This window comes from Methylacidiphilum infernorum V4, assembly GCF_000019665.1.
GTDB lineage: Bacteria > Verrucomicrobiota > Verrucomicrobiia > Methylacidiphilales > Methylacidiphilaceae > Methylacidiphilum > Methylacidiphilum infernorum.
In genome coordinates this window covers 138,716-153,669 of record NC_010794.1, presented here as the reverse complement: position 1 = coordinate 153,669, position 14,954 = coordinate 138,716, and the positions used below count along the sequence as shown (strand labels likewise).

Annotated in this window: 16 protein-coding genes; 8 read left to right on the top strand and 8 right to left on the bottom strand. The window is 46.6% G+C overall.

All coding sequences use genetic code 11. From position 1 onward, the window contains the following. Nucleotides 1-318 precede the first annotated feature (318 nt). The gene (locus tag MINF_RS00675) at nucleotides 319-516 is read right to left on the bottom strand and encodes a hypothetical protein (protein WP_012462493.1); all 198 of its coding nucleotides are present in this window, start codon (nucleotides 514-516) and stop codon (nucleotides 319-321) included. A 236-nt stretch (nucleotides 517-752) separates the two neighbouring features. Beyond that, nucleotides 753-1,418 carry a hypothetical protein gene (locus MINF_RS00670; RefSeq protein ID WP_012462492.1) on the bottom strand — a complete coding sequence of 222 codons (666 nt, stop codon included), beginning with the start codon at nucleotides 1,416-1,418 and terminating at the stop codon, nucleotides 753-755. A 459-nt stretch (nucleotides 1,419-1,877) separates the two neighbouring features. Here MINF_RS00670 and MINF_RS11075 point away from each other — a divergent pair, with 459 nt between their 5' ends. The 4 genes from MINF_RS11075 to MINF_RS00655 all read left to right on the top strand — a co-directional run bounded on the left by MINF_RS11075 (nucleotide 1,878) and on the right by MINF_RS00655 (nucleotide 4,363). After that, the gene (locus tag MINF_RS11075; protein ID WP_148205070.1) at nucleotides 1,878-2,084 is read left to right on the top strand and encodes a hypothetical protein; all 207 of its coding nucleotides are present in this window, start codon (nucleotides 1,878-1,880) and stop codon (nucleotides 2,082-2,084) included. A gap of 25 nt (nucleotides 2,085-2,109) precedes the next feature. Beyond that, the gene (locus MINF_RS00665; RefSeq protein ID WP_012462491.1) at nucleotides 2,110-2,460 is read left to right on the top strand and encodes a nucleotidyltransferase family protein; all 351 of its coding nucleotides are present in this window, start codon (nucleotides 2,110-2,112) and stop codon (nucleotides 2,458-2,460) included. Beyond that, entirely contained in the window at nucleotides 2,457-2,867 is a 411-nt protein-coding gene (locus MINF_RS00660) for a HEPN domain-containing protein (protein ID WP_012462490.1), read from the top strand. Before MINF_RS00665 ends, MINF_RS00660 begins: the two co-directional genes overlap by 4 nt. 662 nt (nucleotides 2,868-3,529) lie before the next feature. Then, a complete protein-coding gene (locus MINF_RS00655; RefSeq protein WP_148205069.1) occupies nucleotides 3,530-4,363 on the top strand; it encodes a hypothetical protein in 834 nt (277 codons plus the stop codon). 875 nt (nucleotides 4,364-5,238) lie between these two features. Here the strand turns inward: MINF_RS00655 and MINF_RS11280 are convergent. Continuing rightward, nucleotides 5,239-5,415, bottom strand: coding sequence for a hypothetical protein (locus MINF_RS11280; RefSeq protein WP_187146950.1), 177 nt, complete (start codon nucleotides 5,413-5,415; stop codon nucleotides 5,239-5,241). 13 nt (nucleotides 5,416-5,428) lie between these two features. Next, the gene (locus MINF_RS00640; protein WP_012462486.1) at nucleotides 5,429-6,304 is read right to left on the bottom strand and encodes a hypothetical protein; all 876 of its coding nucleotides are present in this window, start codon (nucleotides 6,302-6,304) and stop codon (nucleotides 5,429-5,431) included. A gap of 559 nt (nucleotides 6,305-6,863) precedes the next feature. Between MINF_RS00640 and MINF_RS00630 the strand changes: the two genes are divergently transcribed. Together MINF_RS00630 and MINF_RS00625 are read left to right on the top strand one after the other, a co-directional pair. Further along, nucleotides 6,864-7,580 carry a class I SAM-dependent methyltransferase gene (locus tag MINF_RS00630; protein ID WP_012462484.1) on the top strand — a complete coding sequence of 239 codons (717 nt, stop codon included), beginning with the start codon at nucleotides 6,864-6,866 and terminating at the stop codon, nucleotides 7,578-7,580. A gap of 248 nt (nucleotides 7,581-7,828) precedes the next feature. Further along, nucleotides 7,829-8,620: an arsenite methyltransferase gene (locus MINF_RS00625; RefSeq protein ID WP_048809993.1), complete on the top strand. Its 792-nt coding sequence runs from the start codon at nucleotides 7,829-7,831 to the stop codon at nucleotides 8,618-8,620. 557 nt (nucleotides 8,621-9,177) lie between these two features. On the opposite strand, the gene MINF_RS11275 is transcribed toward MINF_RS00625, so the two are convergent. Both MINF_RS11275 and MINF_RS00620 read right to left on the bottom strand, forming a co-directional pair. Continuing rightward, nucleotides 9,178-9,330 carry a hypothetical protein gene (locus MINF_RS11275; protein WP_187146949.1) on the bottom strand — a complete coding sequence of 51 codons (153 nt, stop codon included), beginning with the start codon at nucleotides 9,328-9,330 and terminating at the stop codon, nucleotides 9,178-9,180. Nucleotides 9,331-9,420: 90 nt separating this feature from the next. Next, a complete protein-coding gene (locus MINF_RS00620; protein ID WP_012462479.1) occupies nucleotides 9,421-9,666 on the bottom strand; it encodes a hypothetical protein in 246 nt (81 codons plus the stop codon). A 429-nt stretch (nucleotides 9,667-10,095) separates the two neighbouring features. On the opposite strand from MINF_RS00620, the gene MINF_RS00615 reads away from it, so the two are divergent. Both MINF_RS00615 and MINF_RS00610 read left to right on the top strand, forming a co-directional pair. Further along, complete coding sequence (locus MINF_RS00615; RefSeq protein WP_048809992.1) at nucleotides 10,096-10,671, top strand: O-acetyl-ADP-ribose deacetylase; 576 nt, start codon at nucleotides 10,096-10,098, stop codon at nucleotides 10,669-10,671. Between the two features lie 55 nt (nucleotides 10,672-10,726). After that, nucleotides 10,727-11,140 carry a hypothetical protein gene (locus MINF_RS00610; protein ID WP_012462476.1) on the top strand — a complete coding sequence of 138 codons (414 nt, stop codon included), beginning with the start codon at nucleotides 10,727-10,729 and terminating at the stop codon, nucleotides 11,138-11,140. 54 nt (nucleotides 11,141-11,194) lie between these two features. On the opposite strand, the gene MINF_RS00605 is transcribed toward MINF_RS00610, so the two are convergent. After that, nucleotides 11,195-12,280, bottom strand: a complete 1,086-nt coding sequence (locus MINF_RS00605; RefSeq protein ID WP_012462475.1) for a class I SAM-dependent RNA methyltransferase — start codon at nucleotides 12,278-12,280, stop codon at nucleotides 11,195-11,197. A gap of 47 nt (nucleotides 12,281-12,327) precedes the next feature. Continuing rightward, nucleotides 12,328-14,718 (bottom strand): TonB-dependent receptor, encoded by a 2,391-nt coding sequence (locus tag MINF_RS00600; protein WP_238523502.1) that lies wholly within the window; start codon nucleotides 14,716-14,718, stop codon nucleotides 12,328-12,330. Nucleotides 14,719-14,954 lie beyond the last annotated feature (236 nt).

Below are 14,954 nucleotides of genomic sequence, written 5' to 3'. Positions count from 1 at the left end.
TGATGCAAGTCTATAAGGCTATAAGGACATGCGATTGTAAGGATCTATAGTTATAATGATATAAAGCTTAAAGTATATGTAAGGAGGTGTAGTTATAAGAATATGAGGTTATAAGGATACAAGGTTGTATAAGTAAGCGAGCAGTTGTGTGCTGCAATCCGTTGGTTAATTTGTTCTTTTTCTTGGGGCCGGGAAGTTCGGCTACTTCCGGCTGCCGGCCAATGCCGGTTAAGACAGAGAGCAGGCCGACAGTTAAAGATGGGCCGGAATTCTTCACTGAGCCGCTGATTCTGATCCGGTTTACTAGGAGTAAAAAAATCAGTCTAGAGTCTGCGGATCGATCCGGACCGCCTTGGCTAGGATCTTTTCCACAAGCTCGATCCTTTTCCCCTGCTCAGCGAAACGCACATTCATGTCCGACCTGAGATCCTCTATCCTTTTCTCCTGGTTTCTAAATAGGTAGAAAACAAAGCCTCCCAGAGAGACGATAATTGTTACAGTCTGAACCCAATCCACAGATCCATCCTACCAGAAAAAACCTGCATTACAAGAGATTTTCCGGATAGACGGCCGGAACTTCGACTTGACGTTCATGTGCTCTTACAGATTGGAGTATTTACTCAGTTGTATTGTTCTCAAATTATACTTTTCGTTTTATTATTTCTTCACAGAACCGGATCAGTACAATTACGTTTTAGCGTATTCATTCCTGCTGAGGAAATCTCTAATGATCTTCAATTATTTTAACCAATTTATGAGGGGATGTCGTCGGCATTCCCCATCCCGGTTTCCCTCGTGCCGCACAAGTAAAGCGAGAGATGGCCGTTACCTTCATAAAACACAAGTATCCAGTAAGTTTCGTCGAAACCGTCAGTTTGGCCCGTTGCAAGCAAGTATTGAAATGTCTTTCCGTTTCCTATCATGAATTTTTTCCACTTGAACGGCGCCACCATTTTAATGAATTCCTCCCTCCAATCCGGAGATGACCTGTCGACCGGTTGCTGCCAAACAAGCGCGTCCCTGCTCAACGCCTTCCCGAAGTGGTGGTAGTAAAGGCCTCTAACAATTTTATCTATAACCCGATAGAAAGCGTCTCCGTTAGCCGGGAAGGCAACTACCTGTCCAAGGAAGACGTCGCTAGGAGTGAACACATCAACCAAACGAGCAGACTGAACCACTCGGAACGATTTTTTCCTTCTTCCTGAACGGATCACTCCTTTTCTCTCTCCTCGAAGCTCGCGCACAACCTTACCCAAGACCTTATTGGCTTCGTTGTTCTTATCAAGAGCCGTTGCCGAAAGGACCAGGTCAATCAGAAACTCCTCTTCGTCCCGTGAATAACCATTGTTACAAGATTTACACGAAGGCACGGTGATCAGGTTTTCCGGTGCCGGAGCAGGGAAAATACCCTTCGGCACCGCATGATCTCTAGTTTCATACGGCCCACCTCAGTAAATGCATTTTAATTCCTCTTTTTTGGGTTTTTTACTGCAGCTTGTCATTTCTTTACCTTACCTTGTGTATTTTCGAAGAAATAATACCCAGTGGAATACGTGATCTAAAAAGATGGAAAAAAGATTCATAGAGAAACGATAATTGTTGTAGTTTGGGCCTAGCCCGTAAACTCACCTTATCAGAAAAAAGTCGTTTTACAAAAGAAAGCTTAATAAATGGTTCCTAACGCCTCGTACCGTCTTAACTGCTACCTATAGTAGGTCTCCTTTCTGCTAGCACTTTTATTTTTCTTTTTTCCGCTTTTATCGAGAAAGCGACAGATATGTCTTTTTGCACATATCTTTATTTCCATATTTCCGTTTATACTGATTCCAATTTTTGCTATAAAATAAATACTAAAGGCTTTTTGAAAGACGACGCCCGTGTCCGCGCATGAGATGAGCGGCCGCTTTCCTCAACGGGGACCGCAATATATCTGGGCGCGTGGAGGAATTTGCGAAGCCAAAGTAGAGGCTGGAGCAAGCCATCGGCCGGGAGGTGCAGACCATCACGAGGAGCCGGAATCCCTATTGGGAATTCGGATAAACATGACGGTCAGGAATGTAATTCGGCATAAGCCCTCGCGATAGGAACAGGTACAGGAGGACCAGATCGATGTCCCATCCAACGGATAGTGAGCCAATAGAAATTATCTTAGGCAAGGCTAGGCAGATCATCCGAGAGGAAGTGGAGCGAGCGGGATTCCAAGTCCGCCGCGCGCTACTCTTCGGCAGCCGCGCCCGCGGGGAATGCCGGCCTGACAGCGATTGGGACTTCTACATCATCATCGCTCCTGCTGCCCCACGGAAGACCCGGTGGGAGATTGCCGACCGCATCTGCGATCGTTTGGCCGAAGAGCAGATCTGGGCCGACGTGTTCGTCCAGTCCGAGGAGACCGCTATCCAGCGAGCCGGGGACACCGGCAGCCTCACCTATTACGTGCTCAAGGAAGGGATTGAGCTGTGAACGAAGAGACAGTTCGGGCATGGATCCGGAGGGCAGAAGACGACCTGGAGGCTGGCAAGATCCTAATGCGATCTAACCATCCCATTTACTGGGTCACGTGCTTTCACATGCAGCAGTGCGTCGAAAAATACCTGAAGGCCTTTCTCATCTTTCACGGTCGAGAGCATCCTCGAACTCATAACATTCTTTCTCTCGTCAACCTTTGTGCACAAATTTTCCCTTCGTTTTACGAGCTAAAGGAATGGGGAGTACGGGAACTCACCCGTTGTGCGACTGCCCTTCGTTACGGCGAGGAGCCCTATGCACCCGATCAGGAGGAAACACAAGGGGCTGTTGAACTTGCCGAGCGGGTCCGGGCTTTTGTGCGAGAAAAACTGGTCGAAGCAGGCCTCAGGCTTTCAGACTGACAGCAACCCCTATCCTAAAGGAGATGCTCTACGACATCACCTTCGACGACCTACCCCCTGCCTAACAGGGCCAAGACCTGGCTCGCTTATCGCCTGCCAAGCACATGTGAGGCTACCAAAGGCTCGTATCCTCTGTCGCCTCCTCTTCAACCGCATGGGCTTCTGGATAGACTCAAGAAGCGGCAAGAGCCTAATCCTAGTCAAGCTAGTTGATGGTCGCCAGCGATGACCTGCTGGAATAGCCCAAGGCATTCATGGCAGAGTCCAGCACCAATCACACAGATTTCAGCATCTACCCATAACACCTAATGTCCTATCCCAACTGCCAGCTCAAAAAGCCTTCCCACTAAGACATGTTAGTCTTCAGTCGACTACTGTCTTTATTTTTTTCATCATGCTTCATAAAACCAGTTCCACAAAGTTTCGTCGACGAGGATTAACGCTTGAAAGCGGAATCCACGCAAGCTTAATCATTTTGTCCAATGTTTTCGTCCCGCCTCCGGGCAGACGCCAACGATAGACACAACAGTTATTTCGTCGATTATTTTTTCCAGCAACTTTATCTTAAGATTTGCTGAAAACATTGGACGTAAAGAGCTGAGGGGATAAGATTAAAGTTGACATTAATGGAGAGGACTAAGGAGGTCCAAGACAGCAAGAAAATGAAGAAGTGGGATATAGGTACCTTACATTCTCTGGCTGGTATTATATGTAGCATCGAGGATCCTGGTCCTCTATGGGTAATGACAATTAAACGCCACTCTAATGCTGATAGAGATGCCCTACAGGAGTGGATATGCCAAACGTTGCTAACAGCATCCCAATTCCCGGGAAACATCGAGAATACAATTCTGAGCCTTGCTGATCCGCGTGGGTATGGGGGCGATCCCAAGAAAGTTGAAGAAGTCGTAACCAAGCTGAACAAAATGCTCATTGTCGAAGGCTACGAAATAAAACTTGACGGTATCAAGCCTCAGTTGATCGATAGAGAACCAGGACTGATTAAGGATCCAGAAAATCCGCTTGGATTTTTAGATCCTCCAGATTTTACGCCTTTGACGAATGATCAACTGCTTAGGGATATTTTGCACGAACGATGGATAGAAGTTAGAAAATGCGTGGATTCTGGTGCTTACGTGGCCGCATTGGTGATGATGGGAAGCCTGCTTGAAGGCGTTTTGCTTGCGGTGGCTGAAGCCAATCCAGAGGAAGCCAATCGCTCAAGTGCTTCCCCCAAGGACAGGAAAGGACAACCTAAAGATTTTTGCGATTGGACCTTAAATGATTTGATCAACGTGGCCCACAAACGCGGGTGGATTCGGAAGCATGTAAATGACTTTAGTCGCATATTGCGCGAGTACAGAAACATTGTTCACCCCAAAAAACAACGTGAGATGGAGATGCAGCCAGATAAGGACACTTGCACAATCTGTTGGGGGGTCGTGCGGGCAGCAGTAAATAATGTTGTTGATTGGCAGAAGAAGAATCGGTCATAGGGTTTGCGCAAACGAGCAAACCAAATAAACACAATTTTGACTCCAATACTTCTCTTTTTTCCTTGAAAAAAATAAATCGTTGCAAGGCCGAGCCAGCCGCATGGGTTTCACTTTCTTCCCTCCGCACGTAAAGCAATACAGTAAAAACAGCAGCCAAGCAAGGTTCTTGACAGGATCGGGCGACTGGGTGGCCAAGCCAGACATTCTGGCGGAGATCAGATGCTTTACACGATCAACGGCACCACGGTGGTTTCTGTACAAGCCAAAAAGATCGTAGGATTGCTGCAATGGCTACCATCCATTCTTTTTCAGGAATTGGACTAGCTTCTTGCAGTCTTGGAGAAGCCAACCTTTAGCGAACTTATAAGAGGAGCACTTCCTTTATTTGTTTGGTTTTAAGAAAAGAAAATCGATGACGACTAGGAGGTAGTCCCATATTGGTTGGTGACTTGGCTAAGTTTACCTTGTTAAGGTTTTTGGAAATAGAGAAAGCGGGCTTTCTTTTCTTGCTTTAGATTTTCTCAAAGAAGAAGCTAATGAATGGCTGGGTAGATCCCAGGAAAGAGAGCCGGTTGCTTTGTCCTTTGCATTGAAAACCTTTTTCCTTCTTGAAGAGTGGCTGAAAAAGAAAGGGAACTTAAGATTTTGACGGAATTTCTTAAAGGGAAGCGAGCTCGGTTCCAAGCGGTTGTCATCCTAAGATCAACAAAAAGGATACGATCGACATGGGTGATTCGTCTTTTTTTCTTAGTCCTAGTTCCTTCCTATTAGGTGATTTTTCTTAATAAGGATAAAAATAGGGATATAGGCTAATAATATAGATAAGGCTTTTACATCTCTTTCGAATTAAGCGATTTAATGTGCAAACCCATGCCTTAAACCACAAGCGATCTGCAACCTATTCCACCCGACGCAGCCAAGTCACTGACAGCGGGCTGTTCACGACAGGGTTCGAAGCCCTGCCATAGTAGGCAGTCGGCAACCTTGAGAAGAGCCGGGGATGGAGCAAGGAGTAAAAAAGGCTTATTCATCCCCCTTTTAAAACCAGTCATGCTCCTTTTTCTCTTAGGGCCAAAAGTTATATTGAATAGCTCCCCAACCTTCAAAATCCTGGTACCATCCCAAATGGGCAACAACTGAAGACACTCCCCCGGGCGTTTCTCCCTTCAGGTTAAAATCCTGTGGGGAAATAAACCTCGTCGTATAGGCAATGAGAAGATCCCAATGCGGGGCAAGCCTAAAGGCCATTCCCGCAATTAACTTCGATGTCCATGCCAAGGCAAAAGCGGTCTGATTGGGTGCTAAAAGGGATTCACCCTGTGGACTGATCACAGCCGGATCGGTAAGCCAATTTAAAGCCGCACCCAAGGTTATACCCACAAAAGGGACAAATCGCGTCGTGTTGGAAAAGTTAACCCCTGCTGCTATTTCAGGGATAAAGGACTGACTGCTGGCATTGGAAAAAGAGGGATAAGGAGAGAGCCCATCATAAGAAAAACCTGAACTGCTGATCTGACCATAGTTAAAGATGCAAGCCACAAAGGGAATCATTTTCCATTTTTTATCGGCACATAGAGCCAGGGCTGCTTCCTTTAAATCATAACCGACATAAAGTCCTCCAAAATAACCGGAATGGGATTGGCTGTACCCTTGAGAATGGACCTCCCTGCCTGAAGGATAAAAGGTGGTAGAAGATGTCCTTGAAACCGATGGCCAGAATCCCCCTGAAAACACCCCTAGAAAGAGATCTTTTGTCCAATCTTGTTTGAGATTTTCTTCTTTTAAAACAAGATCCTTGCTGGCCTCGATCTCGCTTAGATCCTTGATTCCAGCTTGGGCATGAACAAAAAAATTCCAAAATCCAAGAAAAAGAACGAGGATCAAAAAAGAATTTCTTAACCCAAGAACATGGGATTTCCTAAAATCGCAAATCGGTTTCATGGATAAGAAAGGATCGGCTCCTCAAGGTTTTCCTCTATTATTCATTATTTCTAGTTATATGGAAATATTTTTAACTCCCTTCCTCATAAATTTTTTGTCCGCCGCAGTCCCAAGGGTTCTCCTGTAAAGAGAACGATCGCAACCGGCTTTTTTCTTTATTGCCCTAGAAAGGACCCAACGATAACAGAAGAAGGTTTACAAACCGGCCATGAGAAAAGCGGGTCGTAATGGGACCTCGATCTTTTAAGTAAAAAAAGCAAAGCGATGAAGTGCCAGGGATGGAGAAATGGGTTATAGGATAACCAAAGGATATCCTCCCTCCCCATACTATCGGCTCCAATTTTCTATCTTCAAATATTAAAAATGAATCCACGATCATTACCGGTTAGAAAATGGCCGAGTCAACTTGCTTGTCAATATACAGATCAAAGATCGGCCATCGGCAAGACTCCAAGCTTGAACTTTGACGGCCAAAGATACCCTTGAAAAACGCCTGCAGCTTCCACTCTAAATTAAATAAAGGTTGTCAGGACAATAGGAAATAGTTTAAAACAAAGGAATGATACCGAGTGTTTATCCGATAAAATTTTTCTTTTGGGTTCTTTTCCTCATCCCCTGCTTGGGCTTATCCCTCGCCTTGGGTCAAGAAATGGACAAGGAGAGCATTCAGCAAAAAGCCAAGGAAGGCTACCATCACAGTTTTCATGATGTAGAACATTATGCCCAGATATTTGAATCTCGACAAAGAGATAAGTGGCAAAAGCCGGATCGTGTTGTTGAAGCCCTTGACATTAAACCCGGCTACAGCATTGCCGACTTGGGTGCGGGAACGGGCTATTTCACGAGGCGATTTTCTAAAGAGGTAGGAGAAAAGGGGACGGTATACGCATTAGATTCGGAACCCGCCATGATCAAGTACCTAAAAAAAGAAGTCAAAGAGAAGAAACTTAAAAATGTTGTCGTCAAGCAGGTGCAACCTGGCAATCCCAGTTTGGAAAGCCAATCGGTCAACATCATCTTTCTCTGTGAAGTTTATCACCACATAGACAACAGGATAGCCTATTTGAAGAAACTTTCCTCGTCTCTCAAAAAAGGAGGAAAGATTGTCTTGATCGATTTTTATCCTCATGCCCCTTATGGACCACCTCGAAAGCATCGGCTTTCAGAAGAAACTGCAATAGCCGAATTCAAACTCGCCGGTTACAAATTGCTTAAAAAGCATGGTTTTTTACCCTACCAATACTTTCTCGAATTTGTGCCCAAGAATGAGCCTTAGTTCTTCAGTGTCGGCTCAATCCTGCTTAAACGGATGGGATTCTACCAAAAGGCCCGCGGATTGTTCCCTTTTTTATGGAACACCCCCTTGGAGAATGATTCGCCGGACCGCTTAAGCTCACGATTGACATGCCGAGCTAACCTACCGACTCTTTCAATTCCATCTTCTTAAAGAAATAGAAGTTCTTGAACTCTCTTGAAAATATCCAATCAATTGACATTGGATTATATTTCTGCCATACTAGAAATATGAAAACATCTGAGGCAACTCAAGATTTCGTTCGCCAGTTCTACGCGCAAGTGGCAAAGACCACAGGGGGATGTTGCGGGAAACCGGCGGTTGCGTCCACAAAAGCTGAAGAGTTGGGGTATTCCCATGAAGAGCTGCAATCTGTTCCCGAAGGGGCCGAAATGGGGCTAGGGTGCGGGAATCCCCTAAGCAGCGCCTCCCTCAAGGAAGGAGAAACCGTCCTCGACCTGGGTAGTGGCGGCGGCTTTGACTGCTTTTTAGCTGCCCGCCAAGTCGGTGAAAGCGGCAAGGTAATTGGCGTTGACATGACTCCGGAGATGGTAGCCAGGGCACAAGCAAACGCTCTCCTAGGCCATTACACCAACGTCGAATTCCGTCTTGGAAAGATCGAGCACCTTCCGGTGGGCGACGCTACAATCGATGTCATTATCTCTAACTGCGTCATTAATCTTTCAGCCGAAAAACAGAAGGTTTTTTCCGAAGCCTTCCGAGTCCTTAAGCCAGGGGGACGGCTGGCGATTTCTGACGTGGTTGCCACCGGTCCGCTTCCCGAGGCGATGAAACAGGATCCAGAACTTCTTGGCTGTTGTATTGCCGGGGCATTAACCGTCCCTGAGATCGAGGAGGGGCTAGCCGCTGCGGGTTTTGAAAAGATAGATGTAAAAATCAAGCCTGAAAGCCGGCAGTTCATCCAGCACTGGGCTTCGGAACTGAAGGCTGAAGATTACGTGGTATCGGCAACGATCACGGCCATCAAGCCCATGCCAAAACAGAGCCCGGTACGCAGCTAAAAGAAAGCTTACAGGCTCTCTATCGCCAGGCCGGCTACAAAGGCTTGAGCAGAGGCTAAAGAATAGCTGCCGGGAGGTTCAAAGTCGGTGGGCTATTAGAATCATACATCGAGTCCATGCAGAATCCAAGATGCAATAGCGGTGTAACCAACTGATGTTCGCATGCACCGGCACGCAGAGGCAGAACCGCCAATTTCGGCCCGGTATCTCAATCTGGTCTTTGGACCCCGCCCAGCCCTTTTAACAATAGCTCCCTCACGGCTCCTTTATAAATCCTAGGGAATTTCAACGCAAGAGAGGCGCTGGTGGGTAATTAAAGAAAGCGGTCTTGAGCCCCCTTCGCATGCGGCTACCGGGGCTTCTTTCATTTAAAAAGCTGTGAGCCCTTTCCAATGGATACCGTAGCCCCTATTGCGGACAAGCTGTTCTAGGAAGGCTCTCTCTGGGTTCGTCCATTTTTTCTCAAGAGGGATGAAGGACATTAATCTCTCCAAGGTGCTGGCTTGCCCGCTTGCAAAAGTCGACTTTGCCAAGGCCAGCCAAGCTTCTTTCTTCGGCTAGCCTGCTGAAGAGAACGGCAGCCGCCCTCTCACAGCCGCTTCACCGGCAAAAAAGGGGTCGCCTTGGGTTATGGTAAGCTTGCACAGCTCTCCAGCCCAGGGGTATACGCCGCCAAAAAGAAATTGGTGGATTGCCAGGAGATGGTTCATGTCGAATTTTTTACAATTGCTAACTGGAAAAGCTCGCAAGCTCTCCCAAGGAAGCATAGGCTCTCTATTCGGTCCAAGGCTTGTTGTGACTTAACCCCGGCGGAATTCCGTAACAGAAGGGGTGGATCCATGGCGCAGTTCTTTTTTTTCTCTCTCTCCGGGAACCCCGGAAAGGGATCGATCGGCACATTCAAGCTTTTCCCTACTTAGCTGGTCGATTCCTAGCCTTTCGATTGCAGCCGAGGCAATCGCATTCTCCAGGGCGTCACGTCGTTTTGGCCTTGGCAGCGCGCGCTCATCGGTCTTTCTCTTTTTTTTCCTTTCCCTACAAACCACCCGATTACTTTAAGGCCATATTCCCAAGTAAAAATTTTTTCGTGTCGTTCCCTAGCCTTTTCCCTGGAAAACAGATCTCCTTTGGGATTCACCGATACTCCCGGGAAATGAACAACAGGCTGCCATGGGAAAAAAGCCCGGTTGCTTAAGCTACTGTAACCCCCTCCATTCTTCCCAGTAGCTAACCAGGGGAGCTGACAGCCGAAGTTAATTCCAAAAGTGCCTCGGCCAAAATTACACGGCAAAGGGCTTCTTGCTATTCCGGATGCTCTTCTGGACAGGGCAAGTAGCTTTTCTTTCAAGGGAAGCATACTCTTTATCCTCCAATATCTTCCAAGCAATTCCTAGAAAGCTGCTTGTTCCTAAAAAATACTTGGAATAAAAAATAATTTTTTTGAACACCGGGCTAAAAACCTATTAGTTTTGTACATGGGGATAGAGGATGTGATCAAACGGATCGAGCTGGTTCAAGGTGATATCACAAAGCTCAAAGTGGATGCGGTTGTCAACGCAGCAAATACGCGGCTTGTTAAAGGTGGGGGTGTCGATGGAGCCATCCATAGAGCAGCAGGGCCAAAACTGGCTGAAGCTTGTGCCCAGTTAAAGGGTTGCCCTACGGGCCAGGCTAAAGTTACCCCCGGGTTTAACCTCCAGGCCAAATGGATCATTCATGCCGTAGGTCCCGTTTGGCAAGGAGGCCAAGCAAAGGAAGAAGAACTTCTTGCTTCCTGCTACCACCAGGCCCTACTCCGTGCCCATGAACTTGGAGCTCATTCCGTGGCTTTTCCGGCAATCAGCACGGGAGCTTACGGGTTTCCCATTGCAAAAGCGGCAAGGATCGCATGGAAAATCGTTCTAGAATTTCTTGAATCCCACTTGATTCCCCAAAAGGTCATCTTTTGCCTTTTCGACCGCACCGCCTTTGAAATTTATGCTTCTATCCAAGAGCAACTTGTCCAGGGAAAAAGAGGAATCTTAAATGAAGGCCAACATCCATCAGGGTAATGGGAATGAAGCCCTTTTCCTTCATCCTATACGTTATATATTGATATAACTGTTTATGAAAAATCGGATAAAAGATTTCTATCCCAAAGATAAAATTGCCGAATTTGAAGCGGCTCAAAAAAATTCAGAAGGAACAAATCTTAAGGACTTCGACTTCCTTGAAAGAGAAGATGAAGAAGAAATTCTACCTACGGTAGAAAAAGATTCTCCACTCATTATTGATCTAGGCTTGGGGAAACCGATCACTATCCCTTCCAAGGAAAAAAAAATCCATGGGGTCTTAATCTTTTTGTTTTTAATTTTTCCCTTCCTTCTTTTCTTTTTACCCTTAGCCGGGGTCTTCATTTTTTCTTTATTTTCTCATGGACATCTCTGTTGGCATCAAAAAGTGGGTTTTTTAAGCGGACTCCTCCTCAGTCTTGCTATTTTCGGACTCTTCCTTCGTTACATCGTTAAGAAAATAAAATAAATCTCCCTTCTCGAATTAGAATAGGGAAGAAGGCCTTTTTTGTTAGAAAGGAATTTATTTGGCCATCAAAACGGCAACGGATTCTATCTGGGGTGTTCTTGGGAAAAGATCTAGGGGAATTATTTTTTTAAGCACGTAGCTTTCTTCAAGCCTCAAGATATCTCTTTTTAAGGTCAAAGGATTACAAGAAACATACACCAGTTGCGGCAGAGGATGATCGATTAACCAAAGGAGCAGTTCTTGAGCCAGCCCCTCTTCCGGAGGATCAAAAAGATAGGCGGCCTTGGATTTTTCAACTTGGGAAAAACAATCGGCTATCTTCTCCTCTACCTTTCCTTCAATAAATACAACATTGCGAAGTCCCAGTTTTTTTGCTTCCGCTAAGCTTTGAGGATTGGCTTCAATGGCATACAGCCGTTCTACGCTTTGGCTCAAGGGGACTGTAAAAAACCCTGCTCCACAATACCCTTCAATAATAAAGGAGATATTAGAACTGATGAGTTTTTTAACCGTCTCCTTGAGTTTTTCTAAAAGAAACCGATTGACCTGGTAAAAACCAGAACCCGGAATCGTCGGTTCCCGCAAGGAAAAATGTCTTATCCTTTCAGAACACCGATCTTGGACTTGGGTGATTTTCTCCGCCAATAGCCTATTGATCTCTTCCGAAGCAATAAGACAGGACTCCAGCGGGACAATCCGGTTCGATCCCCTTTCGTAAAATCCCACCACCCCTCTGTAAGCATGAAGACTGATGCGATTGCGGTAACCGTAGGGGGAGGGCGAAGCAACGATCGGTTCGATCAAAGAAGGTTCATCTTTGATGAAGCCAAAGAATATTTCTAGTAGCTGCTGCTGCTTAATCGAAAGTTCTGTATTATAATCAAGGTGCTGGTAGAGGCAGCCTCCACACTTACCATAATAAGGACAAGGTGGATCAACCCTTCCTTTTCCCTTCTCAATGATCTGCTTTATCGTACCTCTAGCATAGCTTTTTTTAATTTCTCGGGTCACTACCCGCAATTTATCTCCAGGAGCTGCAAAGGGAACAAAAATGACTAGCCCTTCTTCTAATTTTCCGATTCCTTCTCCCCCATAGACGATTTTTTCTATTGTTACTACCCGTTCTTCTCCTCTTTTCATGCTGAATGATACAGGCGGTTGTCCACTCTTAGAAAATTCTTAACAAATTAAAAAAACACGCTAAAGGTTCCCATGACCCAAAAAGGGAGTCCAATCAATACCTTATCGTAATTGTAGACCCTATCTCCCTGGAAACCCGTCCCCGTCGGGAACCAATAATGATTATCGGTAATGTTGTAAAGTTGAACTTGGATTTTCCACCGGTTTGTTCCATAAAAAAGGCTTGTGTTGAGAGTGTAATCTACGGGAATCCGAGTCGCATAATCATAGGAAAGGAACATGCCGCTTTGGATCCAGAGCCAAAAATTGATCCCAAAACCCCTATCAGAATGATAACTGATCATTGCCGTGCCGTGTTCGTGGGGAAAACCGATGAAGGGATAAATCCCCGTGGGTAGGGTAATGTAGGGATCCACGGGAAGATTATAAGCTGCTGCCACCGCAGCCGAATAGTTTTGGATGACCGTGGGGCCGGTTTGCGCACTCGACTGGGTCCAAAACTCCTCTCCCGTTAAGTAATCAAACCCACAATTAAAAGACCAATCTCGGTTCGGTTGATAGGTGGCGGCTATTTCGGCCCCTATCACATCGGCAGGAGTAATCGGGGTAAATCCACCGGGAAGAACTGTAACGGGGAAAAAGGTAGAGTAGAAAAATCCCTCGGTGGTCACAAAGAGCTTGTCATGGATGAGGTTCCATTTGACCCCGGCCTCATACTCGATGTTTGTCAGATGGTAGTAGCGGCTTGTAAATTCCGGGCAAAACCCGCCCAGGACGTCCATAGCGGCCGTTTGGGCGTTGGCATAAGTAAAGTAGGCATTCATCCAGGGGTAAGGCTTGTAGCTTAAGCTCGCATTGACTTGGGGTTCAAGCACAGAGTAGTAGCTTTGCAACATCAAGGCCGGAGGGGTGCCGGGAGGATCAGTAGCCCCAATCATGTACCACTGCAGCCGAGCTCCAAAAAGCAGGCTCCAGTGCTTCCCCAGTTGAACGTAATCCTGAACAAAAGGGGAAATTTGAAAAAACTGGTCTTTTGCCGTTGCGAAGTTATTGGTATTGTAGGTGATATAAGGGATGCCCGGAACCGGGATATCGGTAAGATAAATGTTTTGGGCACGCAAAGCCTCGGCCAGGGTCAAGGGAGGCAATAGATCGGCCCGGGAAAGGGGCTTGGTCATGTTCCAAAAGTTATCGGCGATCCGGCTTGTCTCCGTGTAATCGGTATTACTCCCGAACATGAAAAAAAGCCCGCCATCGAGAGCATGGCTGAGGGAGATCTTGCCCAGTTCCGTGTTCGTTTTGGCAATGGCTTCGAGCCGGTTTTCGACCAGCCAATCCCCGGGTGTGTAGGTCCAATTGGAATTGGCTAAAGGATTTTGAAGAAGGGTGACATATTCATACATGGAGTTATTCACGAGCTGGAGCTCATCGGAAAGCTTCAAAGTCTGGATGAGCTGTGCCACCCCGTAGGTAGACCGGTTTCCAGAACCAGCCAAGTTGGCCAGGTTGCTACGCAAACTTATCGGGACCTGCGGTCCCCACTGGATGATGTATCCCTCCCCGGGAACGGATGTACCGATCCCCGGATGGAATTGCCCGTTGGGTCCAAGCCAACCGATCATGTTTCCACTCTGGTAGAGACCGGAATCGATCAAGGCCTGATCGGGCCGATTAATCCCCAAAGGAAGGTTAAAGCCTAGGGTATCGAATTCAAAATTCGAATCGATAGAGTAGTTTTCTGTAGGCCTGGCCGATAAAGCCAAATAAAAAGCCTGGCTATGCATGTAAGCACCCTCGTAGTAGCTCCCCGAATATTGCCCGGCATAATCAAAGCGGTAAGCCGCTTTGCCTCCCGCAAAGGGCCCACCTATATCGACGTTCCACCGGTTTTGGTCGTACATCCCTACCGAATATTGGGCTGCACCCCGGAATCGATCGAAGTAGGGCTGCTTGGTAATCTGGTTGGCATAGCCGGCAGCCATTTCTCTCGCTCCAAAAACGGCGGGCACAGGGCCCTGGACGATATCGATATTTTCATAGGCATAAAAATTGGGTAACACCCCACTGGTCCCATAACTTTCTAGCCCGACAAGCATACCGTTGCGGAAAGTCGTTGCGGGCAAGCCCCGAATAAAAGGCTCCACGGAATAATCTCCGGCCGGAGCCATGGTTGTCATGGAAGGCACCAAGGGAGCAAGGTCGTCATATCCCATGAGGTTACCCGGAGAAAGGGTATCTAGGGCTTGCCGGGATATCTGGGTGATCTGCCTGGGGGTTTCTAAGACACTGAGCTCAGGTCCATAGGCGGTCGTAGAAGAGGAGGCTGGGCCCGGTAGGGCCTCTTCAGTCACTTCGACCGTGGGTAACATAATCGGTTCGTTGACTGCGGAGGAAGAGGAGGATGCCGCCGGATTTTGAGCAGTAAGCTTATCCAGCATAGAGAAAGTAAAGCAGATAAAAAAAATAATAAAAGGCATAAAATTAGCCTTACCTAATTTAGGAAAGCCTAAATATATGTCAATGCCAACCTTTCCTTAATACTGATAATTCATTATCATTATTTAATAAAATCCTCTTTTTATCAATCTTTTCAGCCGTTTAGCTCGTCACGGCAGCTTGCTTGGATTCCTTTTTGAGGGAAGCCTTGGCTTCCGTTTCCTTCAAAAAAATTGGG

Bases quoted from the DNA above. Each gene is read 5' to 3' on its own strand.
- MINF_RS11275 (WP_187146949.1), bottom strand. From the start codon at position 9,330: ATGAACCATCTCCTGGCAATCCACCAATTTCTTTTTGGCGGCGTATAC.
- MINF_RS00630 (WP_012462484.1), top strand. From the start codon at position 6,864: ATGATACCGAGTGTTTATCCGATAAAATTTTTCTTTTGGGTTCTTTTC.
- MINF_RS00615 (WP_048809992.1), top strand. From the start codon at position 10,096: ATGGGGATAGAGGATGTGATCAAACGGATCGAGCTGGTTCAAGGTGAT.
- MINF_RS00600 (WP_238523502.1), bottom strand. From the start codon at position 14,718: ATGCTGGATAAGCTTACTGCTCAAAATCCGGCGGCATCCTCCTCTTCC.
- MINF_RS00610 (WP_012462476.1), top strand. From the start codon at position 10,727: ATGAAAAATCGGATAAAAGATTTCTATCCCAAAGATAAAATTGCCGAA.
- MINF_RS11280 (WP_187146950.1), bottom strand. From the start codon at position 5,415: ATGACTGGTTTTAAAAGGGGGATGAATAAGCCTTTTTTACTCCTTGCT.
- MINF_RS00655 (WP_148205069.1), top strand. From the start codon at position 3,530: ATGAAGAAGTGGGATATAGGTACCTTACATTCTCTGGCTGGTATTATA.
- MINF_RS00665 (WP_012462491.1), top strand. From the start codon at position 2,110: ATGTCCCATCCAACGGATAGTGAGCCAATAGAAATTATCTTAGGCAAG.
- MINF_RS00625 (WP_048809993.1), top strand. From the start codon at position 7,829: ATGAAAACATCTGAGGCAACTCAAGATTTCGTTCGCCAGTTCTACGCG.
- MINF_RS00640 (WP_012462486.1), bottom strand. From the start codon at position 6,304: ATGAAACCGATTTGCGATTTTAGGAAATCCCATGTTCTTGGGTTAAGA.
- MINF_RS00605 (WP_012462475.1), bottom strand. From the start codon at position 12,280: ATGAAAAGAGGAGAAGAACGGGTAGTAACAATAGAAAAAATCGTCTAT.